The 20,694-nt window shown below is 69.7% G+C and carries 25 protein-coding genes; 11 read left to right on the top strand and 14 right to left on the bottom strand.

The features are described 5' to 3' along the window. Window positions 1-3: 3 nt before the first annotated feature. From J2739_RS07630 to senB, 5 genes are all read right to left on the bottom strand, one after another. Window positions 4-636: a TetR/AcrR family transcriptional regulator gene (locus J2739_RS07630; protein ID WP_309900172.1), complete on the bottom strand. Its 633-nt coding sequence runs from the start codon at window positions 634-636 to the stop codon at window positions 4-6. 24 nt (window positions 637-660) lie between these two features. Further along, on the bottom strand, window positions 661-1,131 hold the full coding sequence (locus J2739_RS07625; RefSeq protein WP_309900170.1) for a phasin family protein: 471 nt from the start codon (window positions 1,129-1,131) through the stop codon (window positions 661-663). Between the two features lie 56 nt (window positions 1,132-1,187). After that, window positions 1,188-1,736, bottom strand: a complete 549-nt coding sequence (locus J2739_RS07620; protein ID WP_309900168.1) for a hypothetical protein — start codon at window positions 1,734-1,736, stop codon at window positions 1,188-1,190. A gap of 327 nt (window positions 1,737-2,063) precedes the next feature. Further along, window positions 2,064-3,125, bottom strand: coding sequence for a selenide, water dikinase SelD (gene selD / locus J2739_RS07615; protein ID WP_309900166.1), 1,062 nt, complete (start codon window positions 3,123-3,125; stop codon window positions 2,064-2,066). A 25-nt stretch (window positions 3,126-3,150) separates the two neighbouring features. Further along, window positions 3,151-4,113 (bottom strand): selenoneine biosynthesis selenosugar synthase SenB, encoded by a 963-nt coding sequence (gene senB, locus J2739_RS07610; RefSeq protein ID WP_309900164.1) that lies wholly within the window; start codon window positions 4,111-4,113, stop codon window positions 3,151-3,153. Window positions 4,114-4,141: 28 nt separating this feature from the next. Between senB and senA the strand changes: the two genes are divergently transcribed. The 6 genes from senA to rocF are packed head-to-tail and all read left to right on the top strand — an operon-like array spanning window position 4,142 to window position 9,740. After that, a complete protein-coding gene (gene senA / locus J2739_RS07605) occupies window positions 4,142-5,323 on the top strand; it encodes a selenoneine synthase SenA (RefSeq protein ID WP_309900162.1) in 1,182 nt (393 codons plus the stop codon). A 32-nt stretch (window positions 5,324-5,355) separates the two neighbouring features. Further along, complete coding sequence (locus J2739_RS07600) at window positions 5,356-6,222, top strand: putative selenate ABC transporter substrate-binding protein (RefSeq protein ID WP_309900161.1); 867 nt, start codon at window positions 5,356-5,358, stop codon at window positions 6,220-6,222. Window positions 6,223-6,235: 13 nt separating this feature from the next. Then, window positions 6,236-7,066 carry a phosphonate ABC transporter ATP-binding protein gene (locus tag J2739_RS07595; RefSeq protein WP_309900158.1) on the top strand — a complete coding sequence of 277 codons (831 nt, stop codon included), beginning with the start codon at window positions 6,236-6,238 and terminating at the stop codon, window positions 7,064-7,066. Window positions 7,067-7,101: 35 nt separating this feature from the next. Then, complete coding sequence (locus J2739_RS07590; RefSeq protein WP_309900157.1) at window positions 7,102-7,938, top strand: PhnE/PtxC family ABC transporter permease; 837 nt, start codon at window positions 7,102-7,104, stop codon at window positions 7,936-7,938. Between the two features lie 55 nt (window positions 7,939-7,993). Next, a complete protein-coding gene (gene phnE, locus J2739_RS07585) occupies window positions 7,994-8,803 on the top strand; it encodes a phosphonate ABC transporter, permease protein PhnE (protein WP_309900155.1) in 810 nt (269 codons plus the stop codon). Window positions 8,804-8,822: 19 nt separating this feature from the next. After that, the gene (gene rocF / locus J2739_RS07580; protein WP_309900153.1) at window positions 8,823-9,740 is read left to right on the top strand and encodes an arginase; all 918 of its coding nucleotides are present in this window, start codon (window positions 8,823-8,825) and stop codon (window positions 9,738-9,740) included. Window positions 9,741-9,746: 6 nt separating this feature from the next. Here rocF and J2739_RS07575 read toward each other — a convergent pair whose 3' ends face one another. Continuing rightward, window positions 9,747-9,941, bottom strand: coding sequence for a hypothetical protein (locus J2739_RS07575; protein ID WP_309900151.1), 195 nt, complete (start codon window positions 9,939-9,941; stop codon window positions 9,747-9,749). A 284-nt stretch (window positions 9,942-10,225) separates the two neighbouring features. On the opposite strand from J2739_RS07575, the gene J2739_RS07570 reads away from it, so the two are divergent. Continuing rightward, window positions 10,226-10,453: a hypothetical protein gene (locus J2739_RS07570; protein WP_309900149.1), complete on the top strand. Its 228-nt coding sequence runs from the start codon at window positions 10,226-10,228 to the stop codon at window positions 10,451-10,453. A 7-nt stretch (window positions 10,454-10,460) separates the two neighbouring features. Here J2739_RS07570 and J2739_RS07565 read toward each other — a convergent pair whose 3' ends face one another. The 4 genes from J2739_RS07565 to J2739_RS07550 form a co-directional block, all read right to left on the bottom strand. Continuing rightward, the gene (locus J2739_RS07565) at window positions 10,461-11,084 is read right to left on the bottom strand and encodes a DUF2242 domain-containing protein (RefSeq protein WP_309900147.1); all 624 of its coding nucleotides are present in this window, start codon (window positions 11,082-11,084) and stop codon (window positions 10,461-10,463) included. 100 nt (window positions 11,085-11,184) lie between these two features. Then, the gene (locus J2739_RS07560; RefSeq protein ID WP_405053846.1) at window positions 11,185-11,805 is read right to left on the bottom strand and encodes a nucleoside/nucleotide kinase family protein; all 621 of its coding nucleotides are present in this window, start codon (window positions 11,803-11,805) and stop codon (window positions 11,185-11,187) included. Further along, window positions 11,802-13,073, bottom strand: coding sequence for a Glu/Leu/Phe/Val family dehydrogenase (locus J2739_RS07555; protein ID WP_309900144.1), 1,272 nt, complete (start codon window positions 13,071-13,073; stop codon window positions 11,802-11,804). The genes J2739_RS07560 and J2739_RS07555 overlap by 4 nt, the downstream gene beginning before the upstream one ends. 103 nt (window positions 13,074-13,176) lie before the next feature. Further along, entirely contained in the window at window positions 13,177-13,863 is a 687-nt protein-coding gene (locus J2739_RS07550; RefSeq protein WP_309900142.1) for a YggS family pyridoxal phosphate-dependent enzyme, read from the bottom strand. Between the two features lie 38 nt (window positions 13,864-13,901). Between J2739_RS07550 and J2739_RS07545 the strand changes: the two genes are divergently transcribed. Genes J2739_RS07545 through J2739_RS07535 form a run of 3 tightly spaced genes read left to right on the top strand, consistent with a single transcriptional unit; the run spans window position 13,902 to window position 17,068 of the window. Next, window positions 13,902-14,945 carry a type IV pilus twitching motility protein PilT gene (locus tag J2739_RS07545; protein WP_309900140.1) on the top strand — a complete coding sequence of 348 codons (1,044 nt, stop codon included), beginning with the start codon at window positions 13,902-13,904 and terminating at the stop codon, window positions 14,943-14,945. Between the two features lie 28 nt (window positions 14,946-14,973). Next, the gene (locus tag J2739_RS07540; protein WP_309900138.1) at window positions 14,974-16,110 is read left to right on the top strand and encodes a PilT/PilU family type 4a pilus ATPase; all 1,137 of its coding nucleotides are present in this window, start codon (window positions 14,974-14,976) and stop codon (window positions 16,108-16,110) included. A 37-nt stretch (window positions 16,111-16,147) separates the two neighbouring features. Beyond that, a complete protein-coding gene (locus J2739_RS07535; protein WP_309900137.1) occupies window positions 16,148-17,068 on the top strand; it encodes an NAD(P)-dependent oxidoreductase in 921 nt (306 codons plus the stop codon). An 82-nt stretch (window positions 17,069-17,150) separates the two neighbouring features. Here the strand turns inward: J2739_RS07535 and J2739_RS07530 are convergent, their stop codons facing one another. From J2739_RS07530 to J2739_RS07520, 3 genes are all read right to left on the bottom strand, one after another. Further along, window positions 17,151-17,888: a BON domain-containing protein gene (locus J2739_RS07530; RefSeq protein ID WP_309900135.1), complete on the bottom strand. Its 738-nt coding sequence runs from the start codon at window positions 17,886-17,888 to the stop codon at window positions 17,151-17,153. Next, complete coding sequence (locus J2739_RS07525) at window positions 17,885-18,514, bottom strand: SIS domain-containing protein (protein WP_309900133.1); 630 nt, start codon at window positions 18,512-18,514, stop codon at window positions 17,885-17,887. The genes J2739_RS07530 and J2739_RS07525 overlap by 4 nt, the downstream gene beginning before the upstream one ends. A gap of 90 nt (window positions 18,515-18,604) precedes the next feature. After that, window positions 18,605-18,991 carry a YraN family protein gene (locus J2739_RS07520; RefSeq protein ID WP_309900132.1) on the bottom strand — a complete coding sequence of 129 codons (387 nt, stop codon included), beginning with the start codon at window positions 18,989-18,991 and terminating at the stop codon, window positions 18,605-18,607. Between the two features lie 2 nt (window positions 18,992-18,993). On the opposite strand from J2739_RS07520, the gene rsmI reads away from it, so the two are divergent. After that, window positions 18,994-19,926, top strand: a complete 933-nt coding sequence (rsmI, locus tag J2739_RS07515) for a 16S rRNA (cytidine(1402)-2'-O)-methyltransferase (RefSeq protein WP_309900130.1) — start codon at window positions 18,994-18,996, stop codon at window positions 19,924-19,926. Here the strand turns inward: rsmI and J2739_RS07510 are convergent, their stop codons facing one another. Then, window positions 19,927-20,655: a glutathione S-transferase gene (locus J2739_RS07510; RefSeq protein WP_309900128.1), complete on the bottom strand. Its 729-nt coding sequence runs from the start codon at window positions 20,653-20,655 to the stop codon at window positions 19,927-19,929. Between the last annotated feature and the right edge of the window lie 39 nt (window positions 20,656-20,694).

Here is a 20,694-nt window from a genome sequence, read left to right as displayed (position 1 = left end):
CCGTTATCCGAGGTATTTGCCGCGCAGGTAATCAAGGTAAGCCCTCGATTCGCGGGAAACATAAGGGGAAACCAGCGTCAGCGTGTAGAAGGCGGCCAGCCCCGGATCGGCCTGCTGCAGCGCATCGCGCCCCGGCACCAGCCGCTCGAAGGAGAGCCAGCAGGTGGTGGTGAAGACCATCTGCAGCGCGAGCATCTGCGCCTCTTCGGCCGTCGCCTCGATCACGCCGGCGGCACGCAGCGCCTCGCACAGCGATTGCGCGGCCAGGAGGTTCTGCGCCGTCAGGGCCTGGGCCCGCTGGCCCAGCACCGGGTACTCGCCCGCAAGAAAGGCCATGTCGCGGTAGACGAAGCGGTAGGCGTCGATGGCCTCGAAGCGCAGATGCAGCGCGAGCCACAGATCGTCGATGGCGCGAACCGTCCCGGAGGACGCGTTGAGCAGTGCCAGCTGCTCCTCGAAGCGCCGGAACAGGCGATCGACGATCAGCTGCTTGGCCTTGAAGTGGTAGTGCAGGTTGCCCGCACTGATCTCGAGCTCGGCGGCGATCCGGTGCGTGGACACGGCCGCGAGCCCCTGCGCGTTGAACAGCGCAAGGCTGGTCTGCAGGATGCGCTCGCGCGTGTTGTTGCTGGCCACGGACTCTGGGCTCGACGGTGGAGCTCAGCGCTTGCGCTGTGCCGATTCGATGCGCTCCAGGTGTTCGAGCAGGCGCTTCATTTGCTCGCGCAGTTCCTGGATGTCTTGCGCGGTCGGCATGCCCAGCCGCTGCATCGCGGTGGCGACGCGCTGGTCGAAGACGTCCTCGAACTTGCGGATGCCGAAGCTCTCCAGCCCGAAGCCGCGCTGCGGCGCATCGCCCTTGGGCTGGCCCATGCCGAGCAGGCTCTCGATGACATTGGTCTGGCGCTTGACGACGTCGTCGCGCACATTGCCCAGCGCCTTCAGGCCGGCGCGCAACAAACCTTGCGCGCCGGCCTTTTGATCGGGGGCCGCAGGCTTCTTCGTGGGGGCCGACTTCTTCGTGGGGGCCGCTTTCTTGCGTGGCACCGTCTTCCCGGTCGGCGCCGCCTTCTTGCCGGCGGCCGCCGCCTTCTTCTTCACGCTGAGAGTTTCATCGCGGCGAGTCGCCATGCGTTGCTCCAGGACAGGTCAATCGGAAGGCGGCCGGTCCGCCACGGCGTCGTCGCTCAGGCCTTGCGGGCGGCGCGCACCGGACGGCGCACCGCCGCGCGGGCCTTGGCCTTCACGGTCTTGACCGGCGTTGCTTCGCCGGTGCTGCCGGCCACGCGGCTTTCGATCTTCTTGGCGCCTGCGGCGATACCGTCGGCGATCTGCACCGAGACGGCGGCGATCGGCTGGTTCAGCGTGCCCAGCGCCTGCAGCACGGAGCTGCCGAGCGGCGACTCGATGCGCGCGGCAGCGTTGGTGACCGACTCGATGCCGCTGGTGGTGGTGCCGGCGAGGCGGTCCATCACGGCGATGACGCGGCCGGTGTCGATGTCGAGGCGATTCGCCAGGAAGCCGTTGACCTTCTCCTGCGCGCTGATCAGGCGGACCTTGAGCGTCTCGCTCAGCAGCGGCAGTTGGCGGGCGTTGAGGATTTGGCTGGTGCGCGAGGCGGCGCCGTTCAACAGGCGATGGGCGCCGGCGCGGTAGGCGCCGACCAGGGTCTTGCCGGCATCGTTGTATTGGCCGACCACGTGGAGGGCGGCGCTGGAGATGTTCTGCGTGGACATGATGATTTCCTTGAAGTGGGATGGAGCACATAACGCCGGGACCCGATCCCGCCATCACTCGCGTCATGGTTCCGACGCGATGGCCTCATCTTCTTCGCAAAGCCCTAGGCCGTTAAAGCTAGAAGCGTCGGATAGTTAGGCCAACTGCCCCAATTCCTTCGAATGCCCGCGATGCTACGACGAGCAGGCCATTGCCCGGCCCGTTGGGCCTCGGGCTTACCCGCTATCCCGGCCCGCGGACATTGCAGATCACTTTCCCTCGCCCGAACGCAAGCTCGCACTGATGCCCTTCGTGCTGTCGAATCCGGTGTGCAACAGCCGCCGCCGCTACGCGTTGACGCGCAGGCCGGCCGGCCCGACCTCCATGCGACCGATCGCGCGGGCGGCCTCGAAGCCCTGTTCGTGGAACAGCGCCAGCACCTGCGGCACGCTGTCCGGCGCGCAGCTCACGAGCAGGCCGCCCGAGGTCTGCGGATCGCTCAGCAGGTCCTGCGCCACCGGCGGCAGCCCGGCATCGAGCCGCACCTCCGCACCATAGCCGGCCCAATTGCGGCCCGACGCGCCGGTGACGAAGCCCTCGGCTGCCATCTCGGCGACCCGGGGCAGGAGCGGCACCTGCGGCCAATCGATCACCGCCTGCAGCCCGGCGCCGCGCGCCATCTCCAGCGTGTGGCCGGCCAGGCCGAAGCCGGTCACGTCGGTGAGCGCATGCACGCCCTCGAGCGCGGCCAGCGCGATACCGGGCTTGTTGAGCCGCGTGGTGTTGGCGATCAGCTGTGCATAGCCGTCTGCGTCGAGCTTCTCCTTCTTGAGGGCCGCCGACAGCACGCCCACGCCCAGCGGCTTGCCGAGCACCAGCACGTCGCCGGCCTTCGCATCGGCATTGCGTTTGAGCCGCTTCGGATGCACCAGCCCCATCACGACCAGCCCGTAGATCGGCTCGATAGAGTCGATGGTGTGGCCGCCCGCGATCGGGATGCCGGCCTCGCGGCACACCGCCTGGCCGCCGCGCACCACCTCGCCGATCACCGCCAGCGGCAGCTGGTTGACCGGCATCGCCACCAGCGCCAGCGCCATGATCGGCGTGCCGCCCATGGCGTAGACATCGCTGATGGCGTTGGTCGCCGCGATGCGGCCGAAGTCGAAGGGATCGTCGACGATCGGCATGAAGAAGTCGGTGGTGGCGATGAGCGCCTGCTCGTCATTGAGCTGGTAGACCGCTGCGTCGTCGGCGGTCTCGATGCCGACCAGCAGCTCGGGCGGGATGAGGCCGCTGCCGCTGTTGCGCAGGATTTCAGACAGCACGCCCGGCGCAATCTTGCAGCCGCAGCCGCCGCCGTGGGAGAAGCTGGTGAGACGCAGGGCCGGGGCAGTGCTTCGATCGTTCATGTTCGCGCTTTCGGAGTCTGGCCGATTATGGTGGCGCGAGCAGATCGCGCAGCAGGCGCCGAACGCATTCACGCTCGGCCGCCGGGGTGAAAAGCGGCTCGCGCAGCGCGCATTGCGCTGCCAGCCGCGCCGCGAAGCCGGGCTCGGCTGCAAACCGTTCCATCAGCGCAGCCAGCGCCGCGTCGTCGCCGGCGGGAAAGCAGCCCTCGTAGTCCTCGCCCAGCAGCCCCAGGTTGCCGCCGATGCGGCTGGCCAGCACCGGCACGCCCGAACGCACGGCCTCGATCACGGCCTGTGCGCCGCCCTCCATCCGGCTCATGTGCACCAGCGCGCGGGCGCGGGCGATCCAGCGCCGCGCGGCCTCGCGCGGCAGGCCGCCGAGCCAGCGATAGTGCGGGCATTCGTCCATGGTGCGGCGCGCCGCCTCGCCCAGCTCGGGCGCGAGCGCGTCGCCGATGTGCACGATCCGGATCGGCGTGTGTGCGGGCAGCCGGCGTGCGGCGGCCATGAGGCAGAGCGGGTCTTTCTCTTCGCGCAGATGACCCACCGCGACGAGCTCGACATGGCGCTGTGCCGGACGCGCGCGCAGGCGGCTGGCCGACTGCAGGATCACGCGCGCCTTCGCGCGCTCGCCGGGACCGAGACGATCGAGCGCATCGGCCTGCAGCACCACCAGTTGGCTGGCACACTCGAGCGAATGCTGCGCGGCCCTGTTCTCCTCGATGTCGCGGTACACGTCGGTGCCGGTCAGGACCAGCGCGATCGGGGCTGCCGGTCGCGCTGCGCGCAGCTGTGCGATCGGCTCGGCGGATCGGCGCGCATGCAGCGCGATCATGGCGTCGCAAGGCATTCCGTCCCAGCCTCGCGCGATCTCCACCTCCGCCACGCCCGCCAGGAATCGGCCCCAGCGCGACGCGGTGCGCCAGTTGCCGTTGTTGGCGTCAGCGAGCGCCGGCGAGACGATCAACACACGCGGCATCTTGCTCATCGGCGCATTCTGTCAGGCCGGCATCGCCATGGCTGAGGCGCGCACCCTCACCGGCGAGGCGCTGGCGGCCGCCCTTCGCGAATGCCGCGCCCGCACCCGGGCCTGGACCTTCGACCTGAGCGATGCTCAGTGGCGGGTGCCGCGCCAGGCCGGCGTGAACCTGGTGGCCTGGGAGCTGTCGCACCTCGCCTGGTTCGGCGAGTTCTGGGTGCTGCGCGGCCCGCACGCAGTGGACGCGAACGGCCATGTGCAGGCCGCTGTGCCGGCGCGGATCGCGGGCCCCGACGCGCTGTTCGACTCGGCCCGGCTGGCCCACATTGCCCGCTGGTCCGTGGCTTTGCCCACGCGCGACGAGATCGATGCGCGGCTCGATGCCCAGCTCGAGGCCTGCCTGGCCGCGCTCGCCGCCTCCCGGGACAGCGACGAGGCCCTGTACTTCCATCGACTGGCGCTGTTCCACGAAGACATGCACGGCGAGGCCTTCGCCTGGCTGCGTGCGACGCTGGGCTACCCCGCGCCTGCCGGCGTGGCCGGCCTGCCGCGCCTGGCCGAGGCGCCCGCCATCGCGATGCCGGCCGCGCAGGCACGCATGGGCTGGCCGGCGGCCCGCAGCGGCTTCGCCTTCGACAACGAGTGCGGCGAACATCCTGTCGCCCTGCCGGCATGCGAGATCGACGCCACGCCGGTCACGGCAGGCCGCTACCTGCGCTTCGTGGAAGCCGGGGGCTACGCCGACCCGTTGTTCTGGCCCGGCGAGGCAGGGCGCTGGCGCGCGACGCAGCCCCGCAGCCACCCTGCGCGCTGGCGGCGCGTGTCGCAGCAATGGGAGACCCGCTGGTTCGACCGCTGGCTGCCGCTCGATCCTGCACAGCCGGTGATCCACGTCAACGCCTGGGAGGCCGAGGCCTACGCACGCTGGGCGGGCCGCCGCCTGCCCACGGCCGCCGAGTGGGAGCATGCGGCCGCCACCCAGAGCGCCTTCGCCTGGGGCAGGAGCGTCTGGGAATGGACCGCCAGCACCTTCGCGCCCTACCCCGGCTTCGCGGCCGGCCCTTACCGCGACTACTCGGCTCCCTGGTTCGGCGACCACCGCGAACTGCGCGGCGGGGCCTTCGCCACCCACGCGCGAATGCATGATCTGCGCTACCGCAACTTCTTCCAGCCTGGCCGCAACGACGTCTTCGCCGGCTTCCGCACTGCGGCTCCTTAAACTCCGGGCCTTCTTCCCTTCGGTCGCCCATCATGAAAAGACAGTTCCTCCAGACCACCCTCTACTGCCTGCTGGGCCTGGCCGCCGGCGTGCCCGCCCATGCGCAAAGCGCGACCACGCTGCGCGTCGCGGCCATCCCCGACGAGGCGCCGACCGAGCTGCAGCGCAAGTTCAAGCCGCTGGGCGAGTACCTGAAGAAGGAGACCGGCCTCGACGTGCAGTTCACACCGGTCACCGACTACGCCGCGGTGGTCGAGGGCCTGGCCACGAACAAGATCGACCTGGCCTGGCTCGGAGGCTTCACCTTCGTGCAGGCCAAGCTGCGTACCGGCGGTGCGGCCGTGCCGATCGTGCAGCGCGCGGAGGACGAGAAGTTCACCAGCAAGTTCATCGTCCCCACCGACAGCAAGGCGAAGACCCTGGCCGACCTCCGCGGGGCCACCTTCGCCTTCGGCGCGCCGTCCTCGACCTCGGGCCACCTGATGCCGCGCCATTTCCTGCTGCTGGCCGGCATCAACCCCGAGAAGGACTTCAAGACCGTCGCCTACTCCGGCGCCCACGATGCGACGGTCGCCTTCGTGGCCTCGGGCCGGGCCGAGGCCGGCGTGCTGAACGCCTCGGTGATGGACAAGCTCGCCGAGTCCGCCAACCCCAACGCCGCCAAAGTGCGCGTGCTCGCGACCACCGCGCCGTACTACGACTACAACTGGACCGTGCGCCCCGGCCTCGACCCCGCCACCACGAGGAAGCTGACCGACGCCTTCCTCAAGCTCGACGCCGCCAACCCGGCGCAAAAGGAAGTCCTCGAGCTGCAGCGCGCTTCGAAGTTCATCCCGACCCAGGCCTCGAACTACGACGGCATCGAGGCGGCCGCCAAGTCGGCGGGGCTCATCAAGTAGGCGGGCCGCGCCGTTGAACGCCGAAGCCGCGCTGGCGCTGGAAGATGTCGGCCTGGTTCACGCCAATGGGCAGCGTGCGCTGCGCGGGGTGACGCTGCGGGTCGCACCGGGTGCGCGCGTGGCGGTCATCGGCCCTTCGGGCGCCGGCAAGACCAGCCTGCTGCGCATCGCCGCCACCGCGCTGCGTCCCGATGAGGGTCGCATCGAACTACTGGGCGCGCGGCCGTGGCAGCTGCGCGCCCGGGCGTTGAAGGCGCTGCGCGCGCGCATCGGGATGATCCACCAGGCGCCGCCGATCCCGCCGCGGCTGCGCGTGATCACGGCGGTGCTGGCGGGGCGGCTGGGGGCCTGGTCGGGCGGCCGCGCCCTGGCCTCGCTGCTGGTGCCGGCCGACATCGCCGGCGCGCAGGCTGCGCTGGCCCGGCTGGACCTGGCCGACCGGCTGTTCGACCGCTGCGACCGGCTCTCCGGCGGCCAGCTTCAGCGCGTCGGAATGGCGCGCGTGCTCTACCAGGCGCCCGAGCTGCTGCTGGCCGACGAGCCGGTCTCGGCGCTGGACCCCGCGCTGGCCGACCTCGCGGTCGGCGAGCTGATCGCGCAGAGCCAGGCCACCGGCGCGACGCTGATCGCTTCGCTGCACGCCGTGGACCTGGCGCTGAAGTGGTTCGATCGCATCGTCGGCCTGCGCGCGGGCGTGGTGGTCTTCGATGCGCCGGCCGCCGCCATCAGCCGCGGCATGCTGCAAGAGCTCTACGCCACCGAGGGCAGCCTGCTGCCGACGCAGACGCCCGGCTTCGAGCTCGAAGAGCGTGGCGCGCCGGCGCCGACGGTCGTCTGCCGATGAGCACGCCGGGCCGCTCCCAAGGCGAAGGCGCATCGATGCGCACGCTGCCGACCCCGCCCGCCTCGCGCGACCCGCTCGCACGCCGGCGCCTGGGCGCGCTGCTGCTCGCGCTGGTGGTGCTGTGGCCGATGCTGGTGATCGCCGAGTTCAAGCCCCAGGCGCTGCTGGCGCCGGGCACGCTGCGCGTCATGGGCGGCTTCCTGGCCGGCTTCCTGCCGCCCGCGCTGTCGGCCGATTTCCTGGGCCTGCTGGCGCATGCGACCTTGCAAACCCTCGCAATGGCGACCGCAGGGACGGCCTTGGCCTTCGTGGTCGCGGTGCCGCTGGCCTTCGCGGCGACACGGTCGCTGTCGATCTCGCGCATCGGCCCCGGCCCCGGACGATGGCGCGGAGGAGCGATGCGCACGGCCGTGCGCGGTGTGCTCACCGTGCTGCGCGCCATCCCCGAGCTGGTGTGGGCGCTGCTGCTGGTGCGCGCCTTCGGTCTGGGCCCGGGCGCCGGCGTGCTGGCGCTCGCCATCACCTATGGGGGCATGCTCGGCAAGGTCTACTCCGAGATCCTCGAGTCGGGTGACACGCGGCCCGCACGGGCGCTGCTCGAGGCGGGCAGCGGGCGGGTTGCCGCGCTCGGCTACGGCCTCTTGCCCGGCGCTGCGCATGAGCTGGCCTCCTACACCGTCTACCGCTGGGAGTGCGCGGTGCGCGCCTCGGTGGTGATGGGCTTCGTCGGCGCCGGCGGGCTCGGCCAGCTGATGGACCAGTCGATGAAGATGCTCAACGGCGGCGAGGCGTGCAGCATCCTGATCGTGTTCCTGCTGTTGGTGTTGATGGCCGATGCCTTGAGCGCCGTGCTGCGCAGGTGGCTGCGATGACGACGCGCTCCTCCACGCTCGCGGGGCGCGGCTTGGGGCCGCTGGCATGAGCCCGATGGAACCGTCGCTCTCGGAACGCGCGCGCGCCGCCGGGCCCTGCCTCGGCTGCGTGCTGGCCACGGCCGCCATCCTGCTCGCGGTGATCGCGAGCTTCCTGTATCTCGGCATCGACTTCCGCGCGCTGGTGGCGCGCGAGTCGCTGGCGTCGATGGCGAAGTTCGTGGCCGAGTTCTTTCCGCCCGACCTCTCGCCCGACTTCCTGGGCAGAACGGCCTGGGGCGCGTTGCAGACGCTGGCGGTCTCGGCGCTGGGCACGCTGATCGCGATGCTCGGCGGCGCCGCGCTGGCGCTGCCCGCCTCGGGTCGCTTCGGCCCGGCGCTGCGGCAGGTCTCGCGCCTGCTGCTGAACCTGCTGCGCAGCGTGCCCGAGCTGGTATGGGCCGCGCTGATGGTGCTGGCGGCCGGGCTCGGCCCCTTTGCCGGCGTGCTGGCGCTGGCGCTGCACACCAGCGGCGTGTTCGGCCGCCTGTTCGGCGAGACGCTGGAGAACGTCCCGCCCGTGCCCGAGCGCGCGCTGCGCGATGCCGGCAGCGGCGCAGTCGCGGCCTTCGCCTACGGCAGCCTGCCGCTGGCCTGGCCCCAATGGCTGGCCTATTCGCTGTACCGTTGGGAGATGAACATCCGCATGGCTGCCGTGCTCGGCTTCGTCGGCGCCGGCGGGCTGGGGCAGATGCTGTACTTTCATCTCTCGCTGTTCCAGCAGGCGCAGGCGGCGACGGTGATCGGCGCCATGTTCGTGCTGGTCTTCATCGTCGACGCCGCGAGCGGCCGCCTGCGGCGCGGCCTCGTGCCTGCCCACGCATGACCTCTCCGGAGATTCGCCCATGAGCACCTTCACCACGGTCGAGCTGATCGGCGCACCCACCGACATCGGCGCCAGCGTGCGCGGCGCCGGCATGGGGCCGGACGCACTGCGGGTGGCGGACATCGCCGGCACCCTCTCGCGCCTGGGCTTCGAGATCGTGGACCGCGGAAACCTCGCGGGGCCGGCCACGCCCTGGACCGAGCCGGCCAACGGGCTGCGCCATCTGGACGAAGTGGTCACGTGGAATCGCTCGGTCTACGCGGCGGTCGACCATGCCTTGGCCGCCGGCCATCTCCCGCTCCTGATGGGCGGCGACCACTGCCTCGCGGTCGGCTCGATCAGCGCGATCGCCTGGCACGCGCGCCGACGCGGCAAGAAGCTGCGCGTGCTGTGGCTGGATGCCCATTCGGACGTCAACACCGAGCGCACCAGCCCCAGCGGCAACATCCACGGCATGCCGGTCGCCTGCCTGCTGGGCCATGGGCCGGAAGCGCTCAGCGGCTGGAGCGGCGAGGCCGCGGCGCTGGAGCACGACGCGATCCGCTTCCTCGGCATCCGCAGCGTCGACGCGGAGGAGAAGGCGGCGATCCGCGCCCTGGGCCTGAACGTCTTCGACATGCGCCACATCGACGAGCACGGCATGCGCACCACCATGACCGAGGCGCTGCAGGACATCGATGAGGGCACCCACCTGCACGTGAGCTTCGACCTCGATTGCCTGGACCCCGACTACGCGCCGGGCGTGGGCACCGGCGTGCGCGGCGGGCCGACCTGGCGCGAGATGCAGCTGTGCATGGAGATGATCGCCGACACCGGCCGCCTGGCTTCGCTCGACGTCGTCGAGCTCAATCCCGCGCTGGACGTGCGCAACCGAACGGCGGAAGTGGCGGTGGAGCTGATCGAGAGCCTGTTCGGCAAGTCGACGCTGGTGCGCTGAAACGCCTCAGGCCAGTCGCGCGAACACGCTGGGAAACACGCACACCGAGATGCCGAGGCTGCGCCGCACGGCCACGTCCTCCAGCCGCGCCCACTCGGTGGACGACACAAGGGGCTTGCCGGTCTCGGGCAGCGTCCCGGCATTGCTTTCTTCCAGGCTGCGGGCCCATTCGTCGAACGTAAGCTTGGGGTGAGAGGTCATCAAGGTGATCTCCATCGAGGAACAAGATGGGGACAAGCGTAGCGTCCCTCCTCGCGAAGGAAGAGTGAATAAATCACCGAAGAAAACGAAACGGTGCATGCAACAACGCGATCTCGCATGCCCTTAGAACTTTTTTCACGGCGCACCCGCGAGCTTCATCCACGGAACGAGAGGGCCAGGGCCGCAAAAGGCAGTGAAGCGTGAACTTTTCAGCGCCTCGAATGAGGCACATCGTCTTACATTCTTAAGTACTCATTTTGCATTTTTAGAGCGAGGAGCAAGACATGGATGTGCGAAAGATCGGGCTGCTGGTGGAACAACCGTTCGATGGTTCCTATTACTGGGTCATCCACGAGGACGTGCGACACGACGGCCACTTCGAGGCGATGCATCGCGCCGATCGGCCTTTCGCCACCTACGCCGCCGCGCTGGCGCAAGGCTATGGCGTGCTGCAACGCCTCTGCGGCCTGACCGGCCTGCCTGCCAACGCGGCGCGCTCGGTCTCGATCTGAACGCAGGTCAGCCGCGCGAAGGCGACGGCGGCACCGGACGCAGGGGCCCATCGGTGCTCGGCGCCGGCAGCGAAGGCGGTGCGACGGGCGTGCTCTGCACCGCCTCGGGCACGAGGAAGCGGTCGAGCAAGACGAAAAAGCGGTCGTAGAAGCGCTCGTCGGTCAGCGTCTCGCTGGCCACCTTGACCAGCGCGTCGTCGCTCGAAGAAAAGGGTAGCGACAACGAACCCAGCGCGCCCACGCCCACGCTGGCCGAGTTGTTGAGCTTCTTCAGGCTGTAGCGGTCCTGCAGCGCGCTGGCGAAGGCGATGGTGCTCGCGCCGCCGCCGTCGCGCGCGCAGACCACGCGCAGCTCGACCTCCACGTGCACTTCGCTGGCCGGCTGGAAGCTCTTGCGGCCGGCCACCAGGTCGGCGTTGGCCGCGGTCACCAGGTAGCCCTGGCTCAGCAGCGCACGGCGCGCGGCCTCGCAGGTCTGCGCCTGTGTGGCCGGGAAGCTGCGCGTGTGGGTGGTGGTCGAATCGAACTCCTCGGGGTCGTAAGTGACCTGCTTCGGCGAGGTGATGCCGCAGCCGGCGAGAACGAGCGTGAACAGCAGCGCCAGGGCTGCGTTCGGGAGAAAAGGACGCATGGGAGAGAAGCCAATGTCGGGAGATGCGGAATGCTAGCGGCAGCCTGTTGCTCCGCAGTGCCCGATTTGGACGCGGCCGGCAGCGCCGCGTTCCCCTCTCTCAAACTTCGATGCGGATCACGCGATTCGCGCGTTCGCGTGTGGCGGCGATGCGGCGCGCATTGGGCTCGTCGGTCTGCGCCACCCAGGCCAGCGCCTCTTCGCGGCTGCGGCCGAACTGCTGGTGGCGCCACACCAGGCGCTCCACGCGCAGCGCGTCGTCGACCTCCACGTACCAGGCCTCGTCGAGCAGCGGCGCGACACCCGCCCACGGACCTTCCTGCAGCAGCAGGTAGTTGCCTTCGGTGATGACGAGTTGGGTCTGGGGCAGGACCGCGATGGCACCGGCGACCGGTTCCTCGATCTCGCGCCGGAACTCGGGCGCGTAGACGATTTCGTCCGGGCGCTGCTCGCGCAAGCGCTGCAGCAGCGCCACGTAGCCAGCGCTGTCGAAGGTGTCGGGCGCACCCTTGCGCTCGGCCCGGCCCAGGCGTCGAAGTTCCGTTTGCGCGAGATGGAAGCCGTCCATCGGAACGACTTGCGCACGTCCGGGCAGGGCTTGCTCGAGCGCGCGCGCGACCGTCGACTTGCCTGCGCCCGGCGCGCCGACCAGGCCGAGCAGCTTGCGCCGGCCATCGGCCAGCAGGATTTCGAGACGGGAGCGGTCGGCGCTCGCGATCACGGGTAGAGTCCGCGCTCCTGCCGAGCCATCAGGATGCGCTCGCAGGCCACCGCGAAGGTCGCGGTGCGCAGCGTGATCCGGTGCTTGTCGGCGGTGTCCCAGATGTTGTTGAGCGCGTTCATCATGATGCGGTCCAGCCGCTGGTTGATCTCGTCCTCGTCCCAGAAGAAGGACGAGAAGTCCTGCACCCACTCGAAGTAGCTGACCGTCACGCCGCCGGCGTTGCAGATCACGTCGGGCACCACCAGCACGCCGCGCTCGGCCAGGATGTCGTCGGCTGCCGGCACGGTCGGGCCGTTGGCGCCTTCGAGCACGAGCTTGGCCTTGGTCTTCTGCGCGCGCTCGGCGGTCAGCTGGCCTTCGAGGGCCGCGGGAATGAGGATATCGCAGGGCACGTCCCAGAAGGACTCGTTGGCGATCACGTCGCCGCCCTTGAAGCCCACCACGCCCTCGGTGCGTGCCAGCGGCAGCAGCGTCTTGAGATCGAGCCCATTGGCGTTGATGATGGTGCCGGTATGGTCCTGCACGGCGACGATCTTCGCGCCGGCCTCGGCGAACAGCTCCGCCGCCACCGAGCCCACGTTGCCGAAGCCCTGCACCGCGACACGCGCGCCGCGCAGGTCCAGTCCCAGCCGGCGCGCCGCCTCGCGGCCGGTGACGAACACGCCGCGGCCGGTCGCCTTCACCCGGCCCAGCGAGCCGCCCAGGTGCAGCGGCTTGCCCGTGACCACGCCGGTGGCGGTGCCGCCGACGTTCATCGAGTAGGTGTCCATCATCCAGGCCATGATCTGGGCGTTGGTGTTGACGTCGGGCGCGGGAATGTCCTGCTGCGGGCCGATGATGATGCCGATCTCGCTGGTGTAGCGACGCGTGACCTTCTCCAGTTCCTGCTGCGAGAGCTTCTTCGGGTCGACGCGGATGCCGCCCTTGGCCCCGCCGTACGGCAGGTTCACCGCGGCGGTCTTGACCGTCATCCAGGCCGACAGGGCCATCACTTCTTCCAGCGTCACGTCGGGGTGAAAGCGCACGCCGCCCTTGCCCGGGCCGCGCGACATGTTGTGCTGCACGCGGTAGCCCTCGAAGTGGGCGATGGTGCCGTCGTCCATCTCGATCGGCACGTCGACGATCAGCGCGCGCTTGGGGCGCTTGAGCGTCTCGACCCAGCGGGCCAGGCCGCCCAGGTAAGGCACGACGCGGTCGACCTGCGAAAGATAGGTGCCCCAGGGGCTGTTGTCGGTCGGGTGAACGTAGGACAGATCGGCGCTCATGGCACTCCAGGCGTTGTTGGGATGCCGCGCACGATAGTCTCGCCCGCCGCCCTCCACCATGGTCTATGCGCGATGCGTTGGGCCTTATGCGCTTGCGGCAAGCTCAGCGCGCGCCGAAGATCGCCGTCCCGACGCGCACCATCGTGCTGCCGGCGGCGATCGCCGCCTCCAGGTCGGCCGACATGCCCAGCGAAAGCGTGTCGACGTCCAGCCCCGCGCTGCGCATGTCCTGGAAAACCGCCGCGGCGCGCAGGAACAGCGCGCGCTGCGCCTCGAAATCCGGTGCAGGCTCGGGGATCGCCATCAGCCCTCGCAGCCGCAAACGTGGCAAGGCCGCCACAGCCCGCGCCAGGTCCAGAGCTTCCTCCGGGGCGACGCCGGACTTGTTGGCGCCGGCGTCCACATTGACCTGCAGGCAGACCTGCAGCGGCTGCAGTTCCGCCGGCCGGTGCTCGGCCAGGCGCTCGGCGATCTTGAGCCGGTCGATGCTGTGCACCCAGTCGAAATGCGCCGCCACCGGCCGCGTCTTGTTGCTCTGCAGAGGGCCGATGCAATGCCATTCGAGCTCGCCGCGCAGGTCGGACAAGGCCTCGATCTTGGCCACGCCCTCTTGCACGTAGTTCTCGCCGAAGGCAATCTGGCCGGCGGCGCGGGCCTCGCGCACCGCCTCGGCGGGGAAAGTCTTGGAGACCGCAAGCAAGCGCACGCTCGCCGGGTCGCGGCCGGCTGCCGTGCATGCCATCACGATTCGGCTCCGAACTTGCTGGAGCTTGTCATCAATCATCGTCATAATCGTCAAAACGTATCAAAACGTCACCGAGGAGCTTCGTGGACATCACCCAACTGCTGGCCTTCAGCGTCAAGAACAAGGCCTCGGACCTGCACCTGTCGTCCGGCTTGCCGCCCATGATCCGTGTGCACGGCGACGTGCGGCGCATCAACGTCGACGCGCTCGACCACAAGGCCGTGCACGCCATGGTGTACGACATCATGAGCGACACGCATCGCAAGCACTACGAAGAGTTCCTCGAGGTCGACTTCTCCTTCGAGATCGACGGCCTCGCCCGCTTCCGCGTGAACGCCTTCAACCAGGCCCGCGGCGCGGCGGCGGTGTTCCGGACCATTCCCTCGAAGATCCTCTCGCTGGAGCAGCTCAACGCGCCGAAGATTTTCGGCGACCTCGCGCTCAAGCCGCGCGGCCTGGTGCTGGTGACCGGTCCGACCGGCTCGGGCAAGTCCACCACGCTGGCCGCGATGATCAACTACCTCAACGAGACCGAGTACGGCCACATCCTGACGGTGGAGGACCCGATCGAGTTCGTGCACGAGTCGAAAAAGTGCCTGATCAACCAGCGCGAGGTCGGCCCGATGACGCTGTCCTTTGCGAACGCGCTGCGTTCCGCGCTGCGCGAGGACCCGGACGCGATCCTCGTCGGCGAAATGCGCGACCTGGAGACCATCCGCCTGGCGATGACCGCGGCCGAGACCGGCCACCTGGTGTTCGGCACCCTGCACACCTCCTCGGCCGCAAAGACGATCGACCGGATCATCGACGTGTTCCCGGGCGAGGAAAAGGAGATGATCCGCGCCATGCTGTCCGAATCGCTGCAGGCCGTGATCTCGCAGACCCTGTGCAAGACCAAGGACGGCCAGGGGCGCGTGGCGGCGCACGAGATCATGCTGGGCACCTCGGCCATCCGCAACCTGATCCGCGAGGGCAAGGTGGCGCAGATGTATTCGTCGATCCAGACCGGCAGCGGCCAGGGTATGCAGACGCTGGACCAGTGCCTGACGGACCTCGTGCGGCGCAATGTCATTTCTCCCGCCGAAGCCCGCGGCAAGGCGAAGATCCCCGAGAATTTCCCAGGCTGAACAAGCCTGCCCGCACCGGAGTACCGACATGGAACGCGATCAAGCCAGCCAGTTCATCAATGAACTCCTCAAGCTCATGGTGAGCCGCAACGGCAGCGACCTGTTCATCACCGCCGACTTCCCGCCGGCGATCAAGGTCGACGGCAAGGTCACCAAGGTGTCGCAGCAGGCCCTGGGCGCGCAGCACACGCTGGCGCTCACGCGCTCGATCATGAACGACCGGCAGACCGCCGAGTTCGAGCGCACCAAGGAGTGCAACTTCGCGATCTCGCCCACCGCCATCGGCCGCTTCCGCGTGAATGCCTTCGTGCAGCAGGGCAAGGTGGGCATGGTGCTGCGGACCATCCCGTCCACGCTGCCGACCATCGACGGGCTCGGCATGCCGCAGGTGCTGAAGGACGTGGCGATGAGCAAGCGCGGCCTGTGCATCCTGGTGGGCGCCACCGGCTCAGGCAAATCGACGACCCTGGCCGCAATGATCGACTGGCGCAACGACAACTCCTTCGGCCATATCGTGACGGTGGAGGACCCGGTCGAATTCGTCCATCCGCACAAGAATTGCGTGGTGACGCAGCGCGAAGTCGGCATCGACACCGACAGCTGGGAGGCCGCGCTCAAGAACACCTTGCGGCAGGCGCCGGACGTCATCCTGATGGGCGAGATCCGCGACCGCGAGACCATGGAGCACGCGGTGGCCTTCGCAGAGACCGGCCACCTGTGCATGGCCACGCTGCACGCCAACAGCGCCAACCAGGCGCTGGACCGCATCATCAACTTCTTCCCCGAGGAGCGCCGCGCCCAGCTGCTGATGGACCTGTCGCTGAACCTGCGTTCGCTGATCTCGCAGCGCCTCATTCCCACCGAGGACGGCCACGGCCGCGTCGCCGCGGTGGAAATCCTGCTGAACACCCCGCTGATCAGCGACATGATCTTCAAGGGCGAGGTGGGCGAGATCAAGGAGATCATGAAGAAGAGCCGCAACCTCGGCATGCAGACCTTCGACCAGGCGCTGTTCGACCTGTTCGAGACCCACATGATTTCCTTCGAGGACGCGCTGCGCAACGCCGATTCGGCCAACGACCTGCGGCTGCAGATCAAGCTCAACAGCCAGCGGGCACGCACGACCGACCTCTCGGCCGGCACCGAGCACTTCGCGATCGTCTGATCGCAGCGGAACGTCGAGGGGCGATAAGCTCGCCCTCATGAACAGTCTCAACCCCAAAACCTACGACCCCGCGCCAGCGCACGAGGTCGCCTTCCTCGGCCTCGGCGTGATGGGCTATCCCATGGCGGGGCACCTCGCCCTCGCCGGCCATGGCGTCGCGGTCTACAACCGCACGCCCGCCAAGTCCGCCGCGTGGCAGCAGGAATTCGCCGCCCAGGCCAAGGGCCGCCTGCGCCACGCGCCGACGCCGCGCGAGGCAGCGGCCGGCGCCGACATCGTGTTCTGCTGCGTCGGCAACGACGACGACTTGCGCTCGGTGGTCCTGGGCGAGGACGGCGCCTTCGCCGGGATGGCCAAGGGCGCGGTCTTCGTCGACCACACCACCGCTTCGGCCGACGTGGCGCGCGAGTTGTCGAAGGCCGCGCTCGAACGCGGCCTTCAGTTCATCGATGCACCGGTCTCCGGCGGGCAGGCCGGCGCACAGAACGGCGCGTTGACCGTGATGTGCGGCGGCGATGCGGCGGCCTTCGAGCGGGCAAAGCCGGTGATCACCGCCTTCGCACGCGCCGTCACCCGGCTCGGCGAGAGCGGCGCGGGGCAGCTCGCGAAGATGGTGAACCAGATCGCGATCGCGGGGCTGGTGCAAGGCTTGTCGGAAGCCATCGCCTTCGGGCAGCGCGCCGGCCTGGAGATGCACGAGGTGCTGGCCGTGATCGGCAAGGGCGCCGCGCAGAGCTGGCAGATGGACAACCGCGGCAAGACGATGATCGAAGGCCGCTTCGACTTCGGCTTCGCCGTCGACTGGATGCGCAAGGACCTCGGCCTGGTGCTCGACGAGGCGAGGCGCAACGGCGCGCAGCTCCCGGTGACCGCACTGGTCGACCAGTTCTACGCCGACGTGCAGCAGGCCGGCGGGCGGCGGTGGGACACGTCCAGCCTGATCACCCGCCTGAAATAGGGGCTGCTGAGAGCGGGCCTCCGCACGCGAGAGAACGCGAAGGCTGCTCTTTCGCGCCCTTCGCGTACGGACGTCCGAATTCCTACCGCACGGGCGTCGTGACCGCGCTCCCGCCCTGCGGCGATCCCGCTGCAGGCAGCGGCTCCATCGGCGGCAGCGGCACGTTCGAGCGCGAGCCAGGCGCGGGACCGGCGCCGCCTTGCTGCGGCTGCCCTGCGAGCTCCGACTCGGTGATGATCTCGACCACGCGCACCACCTTCTGCACGCCCGACACGCCGCGCGCGATGTCGGTGGCGCGATCGGTCTCGCGCCGCGTCGCCAGGCCCATCAGGTAGACGGTGCCGCGGTCGACCACCACCTTGAAGGAGTTGGCGAAGACGTCCTTGGCGTCGAGCAGCGAGGCCTTGATCTTGCCGAGGATCAGGGTGTCGTTGGAGCGCTCCTGGAAGGTGCTGGGGGGTCCGATCGTCAGCTCGTTGACCAGCGAGCGCACGTTGTCGACCCGGCGCACCACCTCTTCGACGCGGCGCCGGTCGGCCTCGCTGCCCACCGCACCGGTCAGCAGCACCTGGCGGTTGAAGCTGGTGACGCTGACGTACATCTGGTCATTGGCGATCTCGCGCACCCGCGCGCTCGCGCGCAACTCGATGGCCTGGTCGTCGATCTGCGCGCCCGAGCTTCGGCGGTCCGTCGCCACCATGCCGGCGCCGACCACCGCCGCACCGCCGACCACCAGCGGCACGCAGGCGGAGAGGCCAGCGGCCAGGGCGCTGCCCGTGGCCAGAGCCAGCGCGAGGCGCCGGAGGGATGTCGTCGTCATAGGGAAGCTTCCTGTTCTCCGAGTAGTTGAGCGTCCACGCCGTCGCACAGGCAGTGCAACACGAGCACGTGGACTTCGTGGATGCGCGCCGCGCGCTCGTGCGGCACGCAGACCTGGACATCGGTTTCGCGCAAGGCCCGCCCGACGGCGCCGCCGGGATTGCCGCTGCTGGCGACGCCGCCCGCGGCATTGCCGAGCAGGGCCACCACGGTCATGTCGCGCATATGCGCGGCCTCGACGGCAGCCAGCACGGCCGCCGACTGGCCGCTCGCGCTGAGCGCCAGCAGCACGTCGCCGCCCTGTCCGAGCGCGCGCACCTGGCGCGCGAAGCGGTCGGGATCGCCGACCTCGGCCGTGTCGGCGGCGGGGTCGACGGCATCGAGCGGCAGCGCGATGGCGCCCAGCCCGGGACGATCGCGTTCGAAGCGGCCGACGAACTGGGCGGCGAACTGCGCGGCCAGCAGGCCCGAGACGCCGGCGCCGCAGGCGAGGATCTTGCCGCCGCTGGTGACGCAGGCGAGCAGCGCCTGCATGGCCTGCGAGATCGGTTTGCCGAGAAGCGGGCCGGCCTGGTACTTGAGGTCTGCGCTGTCGATGAAGTGCTGCTGGATCCGTTGCTCGAGCATGGGGCGGGATGATAACTGCGGGCCGGGCAACAAAAGGTTATTGCCCCCGTTGAGTGCCGCAGGCGACCCGCGGTTCCCCCGGGCGTGAGCTCAATCTGCATCGAAAGCGGCCTGAATCCATTCGATGCGCGCCTCCACCAGCACCACGTCGAAGCGGCAGGGCGGCAGCGCGCGCAAGCGGCTCAGGTAATGCCGCGCCGCGAACACGATGCGCCGCTTCTTCACGGCCGTGATGCTGTGGGCCGCGCCCCCATGGCTCGCGCTGGCGCGCTGGCGCACTTCGACGAACACCAGGGTGCCGTCGCGCGGGTCGCGCATGACCAGGTCGATCTCGCCGCCGCCCCGGCCCGGGGTTCGATAATTGCGCGCGACCAGCACCAGGCCGGCCGCCTGCAGATGCGCGAGCGCGGCCGCCTCGGCCGCATCGCCGCGCTGCTTGGTGGTGGCCTGGGCCGCCTTCTTGTTTTGGAGAAACACGCTTGACCTCCCTTGCCCCGGCCTCCTTCGGCGCGGCCCTGCAGGCCGCACGCGATGCCGCGGGCGCGCAGCATTATCCCGAAGGCGCGCTCTACGTCGTCGCCACGCCGATCGGCAACCTCGCCGACATCACGCTGCGCGCGCTCCACGTGCTGCAGATCGTCGACGCGGTGGCCTGCGAGGACACGCGCCACACGCAGAGCCTGCTTCGCGCCTACGGCATCGAGCGGCCCGCGGGGCAGCTGCTCGCGCTCCACCAGCACAACGAGGCGGAGGCGGCGCAGGCCGTGATTGCGCGCCTCTCGGCCGGCGAGCGCATCGCCTACGTCAGCGATGCCGGCACGCCCGGCGTGAGCGACCCCGGCGCCCGCCTGGCCGCGACGGTGCGCGCGGCAGGCCTGCGCGTGCTGCCCCTGCCCGGTGCGAGCAGCGTCACCACGCTGGTCTCGGCCGCGGGGCTGGTGGCGGACGGCCAAGCCGCGAGCGCCTTCGTCTTCGCCGGCTTCCTGCCCGCCAAGGCCGGCGAGCGCGAGACCGCGGTGCAGGCCCTGGCGGCCGAGGCGCGCAGCGTCGTGTTGCTGGAAGCGCCGCATCGCATCGAAGCCCTGGCGCGTTCTCTGGCCGTGCTGGGCGAACGGCGCGTGACGGTGGGACGGGAGCTCACCAAGCAGTTCGAGGAGATCGCCACCGTGGCCGCCGCCGCACTGTCCGACTGGCTGGCGGCCAGCCGCGACCGCACGCGCGGCGAGTTCGCGCTGGTGCTGCATCCCCTGGCTGCAGCCTCCGACGACAGTGCGGAAGGCGAGCGCGTGCTGCGCCTGCTGCTCGCCGAGCTGCCGCTCAAGAGCGCGGTGCGGCTCGCCGCCGAGATCAGCGGGGCGCCACGGAATGCGCTCTACGAGTTGGCGCTGCGCTTGCGCGAAGACGCGCGCTGACTAGGCATCCAACTCGGGATAGCACCTGAAGATGCCTTCCTCGTTGAAAGGAATGCGCCGCGGGTTCTGCAGGTACTCCCGCACACGCTGCCGCCGCCCCACGTTGCCATGCAGCTTCACCACCGCCGGCGTACGCGCCAAGGCACGCGCCGTCGCCTTGGGAAACGCATAGCGCAGCCCCGCCACGAGCTGGAACAGCGACAGATCGGCGTACGACAGGCTCTCACCCACCAGATGCACGTCGCCCGCCGGATTGCGCTGAAGCACCCGCTCGAACCAATCGAGGTACTTGGGGATGCGCTCCTCGCGAAAGCATTTGGCGCGCGCCTGCGCCGCCTCGCGCTGCTCCTCGTAGTACGCACCGACGGAGATCGGGTGGTGCGTGTCGTGCGCCTCGGCCACCACGTCGGCGATGGTGAGCTGCAGCTGGTGTGTCCACAGCGCGTCGCGCTCCCCGGTGCCGGCCAGCCCCAAGCGCGGCCCCAGGTAGAGCAGGATCGCGGCGGTCTGGCCGACCACGACATCGCCGTCGACCAGGAAGGGCGGCGCGAAGGAAGCGCGCGGGTTGCCGGGATCGTGCAGCCGCCGCACCAGCGCGGCCTCGCCGCCGCCCTGGCCGGACGGCTCGCGCGCCACGTCGACGTACTCGGCGCCGGCGGCTTCCAGTGCGAGCCGCACGAATTCGCCGCGGCCCTGGATGGTGGGCCAGTAGTGGAGTTGGTAAGTCAAGACAAGGCCTCCGAGCCGGATGCTACCGGCGCACGGCCT

Source organism: Variovorax soli (genome assembly GCF_031454625.1).
In the GTDB taxonomy this organism is placed as follows: domain Bacteria; phylum Pseudomonadota; class Gammaproteobacteria; order Burkholderiales; family Burkholderiaceae_C; genus Variovorax; species Variovorax soli_A.
Note: the sequence above shows the minus strand (reverse complement) of the source record. Positions and strands in the feature narration are given on the sequence as shown.

Coding starts and splice junctions, on each gene's coding strand:
- selD (WP_309900166.1), bottom strand. CDS start 3,125: ATGAACGATCGAAGCACTGCCCCGGCCCTGCGTCTCACCAGCTTCTCC.
- J2739_RS07550 (WP_309900142.1), bottom strand. CDS start 13,863: ATGACGATGATTGATGACAAGCTCCAGCAAGTTCGGAGCCGAATCGTG.
- J2739_RS07570 (WP_309900149.1), top strand. CDS start 10,226: ATGGATGTGCGAAAGATCGGGCTGCTGGTGGAACAACCGTTCGATGGT.
- J2739_RS07600 (WP_309900161.1), top strand. CDS start 5,356: ATGAAAAGACAGTTCCTCCAGACCACCCTCTACTGCCTGCTGGGCCTG.
- J2739_RS07620 (WP_309900168.1), bottom strand. CDS start 1,736: ATGTCCACGCAGAACATCTCCAGCGCCGCCCTCCACGTGGTCGGCCAA.
- J2739_RS07590 (WP_309900157.1), top strand. CDS start 7,102: ATGCGCACGCTGCCGACCCCGCCCGCCTCGCGCGACCCGCTCGCACGC.
- phnE (WP_309900155.1), top strand. CDS start 7,994: ATGGAACCGTCGCTCTCGGAACGCGCGCGCGCCGCCGGGCCCTGCCTC.
- rocF (WP_309900153.1), top strand. CDS start 8,823: ATGAGCACCTTCACCACGGTCGAGCTGATCGGCGCACCCACCGACATC.
- J2739_RS07535 (WP_309900137.1), top strand. CDS start 16,148: ATGAACAGTCTCAACCCCAAAACCTACGACCCCGCGCCAGCGCACGAG.
- J2739_RS07575 (WP_309900151.1), bottom strand. CDS start 9,941: ATGACCTCTCACCCCAAGCTTACGTTCGACGAATGGGCCCGCAGCCTG.
- J2739_RS07540 (WP_309900138.1), top strand. CDS start 14,974: ATGGAACGCGATCAAGCCAGCCAGTTCATCAATGAACTCCTCAAGCTC.
- senA (WP_309900162.1), top strand. CDS start 4,142: ATGGCTGAGGCGCGCACCCTCACCGGCGAGGCGCTGGCGGCCGCCCTT.
- J2739_RS07625 (WP_309900170.1), bottom strand. CDS start 1,131: ATGGCGACTCGCCGCGATGAAACTCTCAGCGTGAAGAAGAAGGCGGCG.
- J2739_RS07555 (WP_309900144.1), bottom strand. CDS start 13,073: ATGAGCGCCGATCTGTCCTACGTTCACCCGACCGACAACAGCCCCTGG.
- J2739_RS07565 (WP_309900147.1), bottom strand. CDS start 11,084: ATGCGTCCTTTTCTCCCGAACGCAGCCCTGGCGCTGCTGTTCACGCTC.
- J2739_RS07525 (WP_309900133.1), bottom strand. CDS start 18,514: ATGCTCGAGCAACGGATCCAGCAGCACTTCATCGACAGCGCAGACCTC.
- senB (WP_309900164.1), bottom strand. CDS start 4,113: ATGAGCAAGATGCCGCGTGTGTTGATCGTCTCGCCGGCGCTCGCTGAC.
- J2739_RS07530 (WP_309900135.1), bottom strand. CDS start 17,888: ATGACGACGACATCCCTCCGGCGCCTCGCGCTGGCTCTGGCCACGGGC.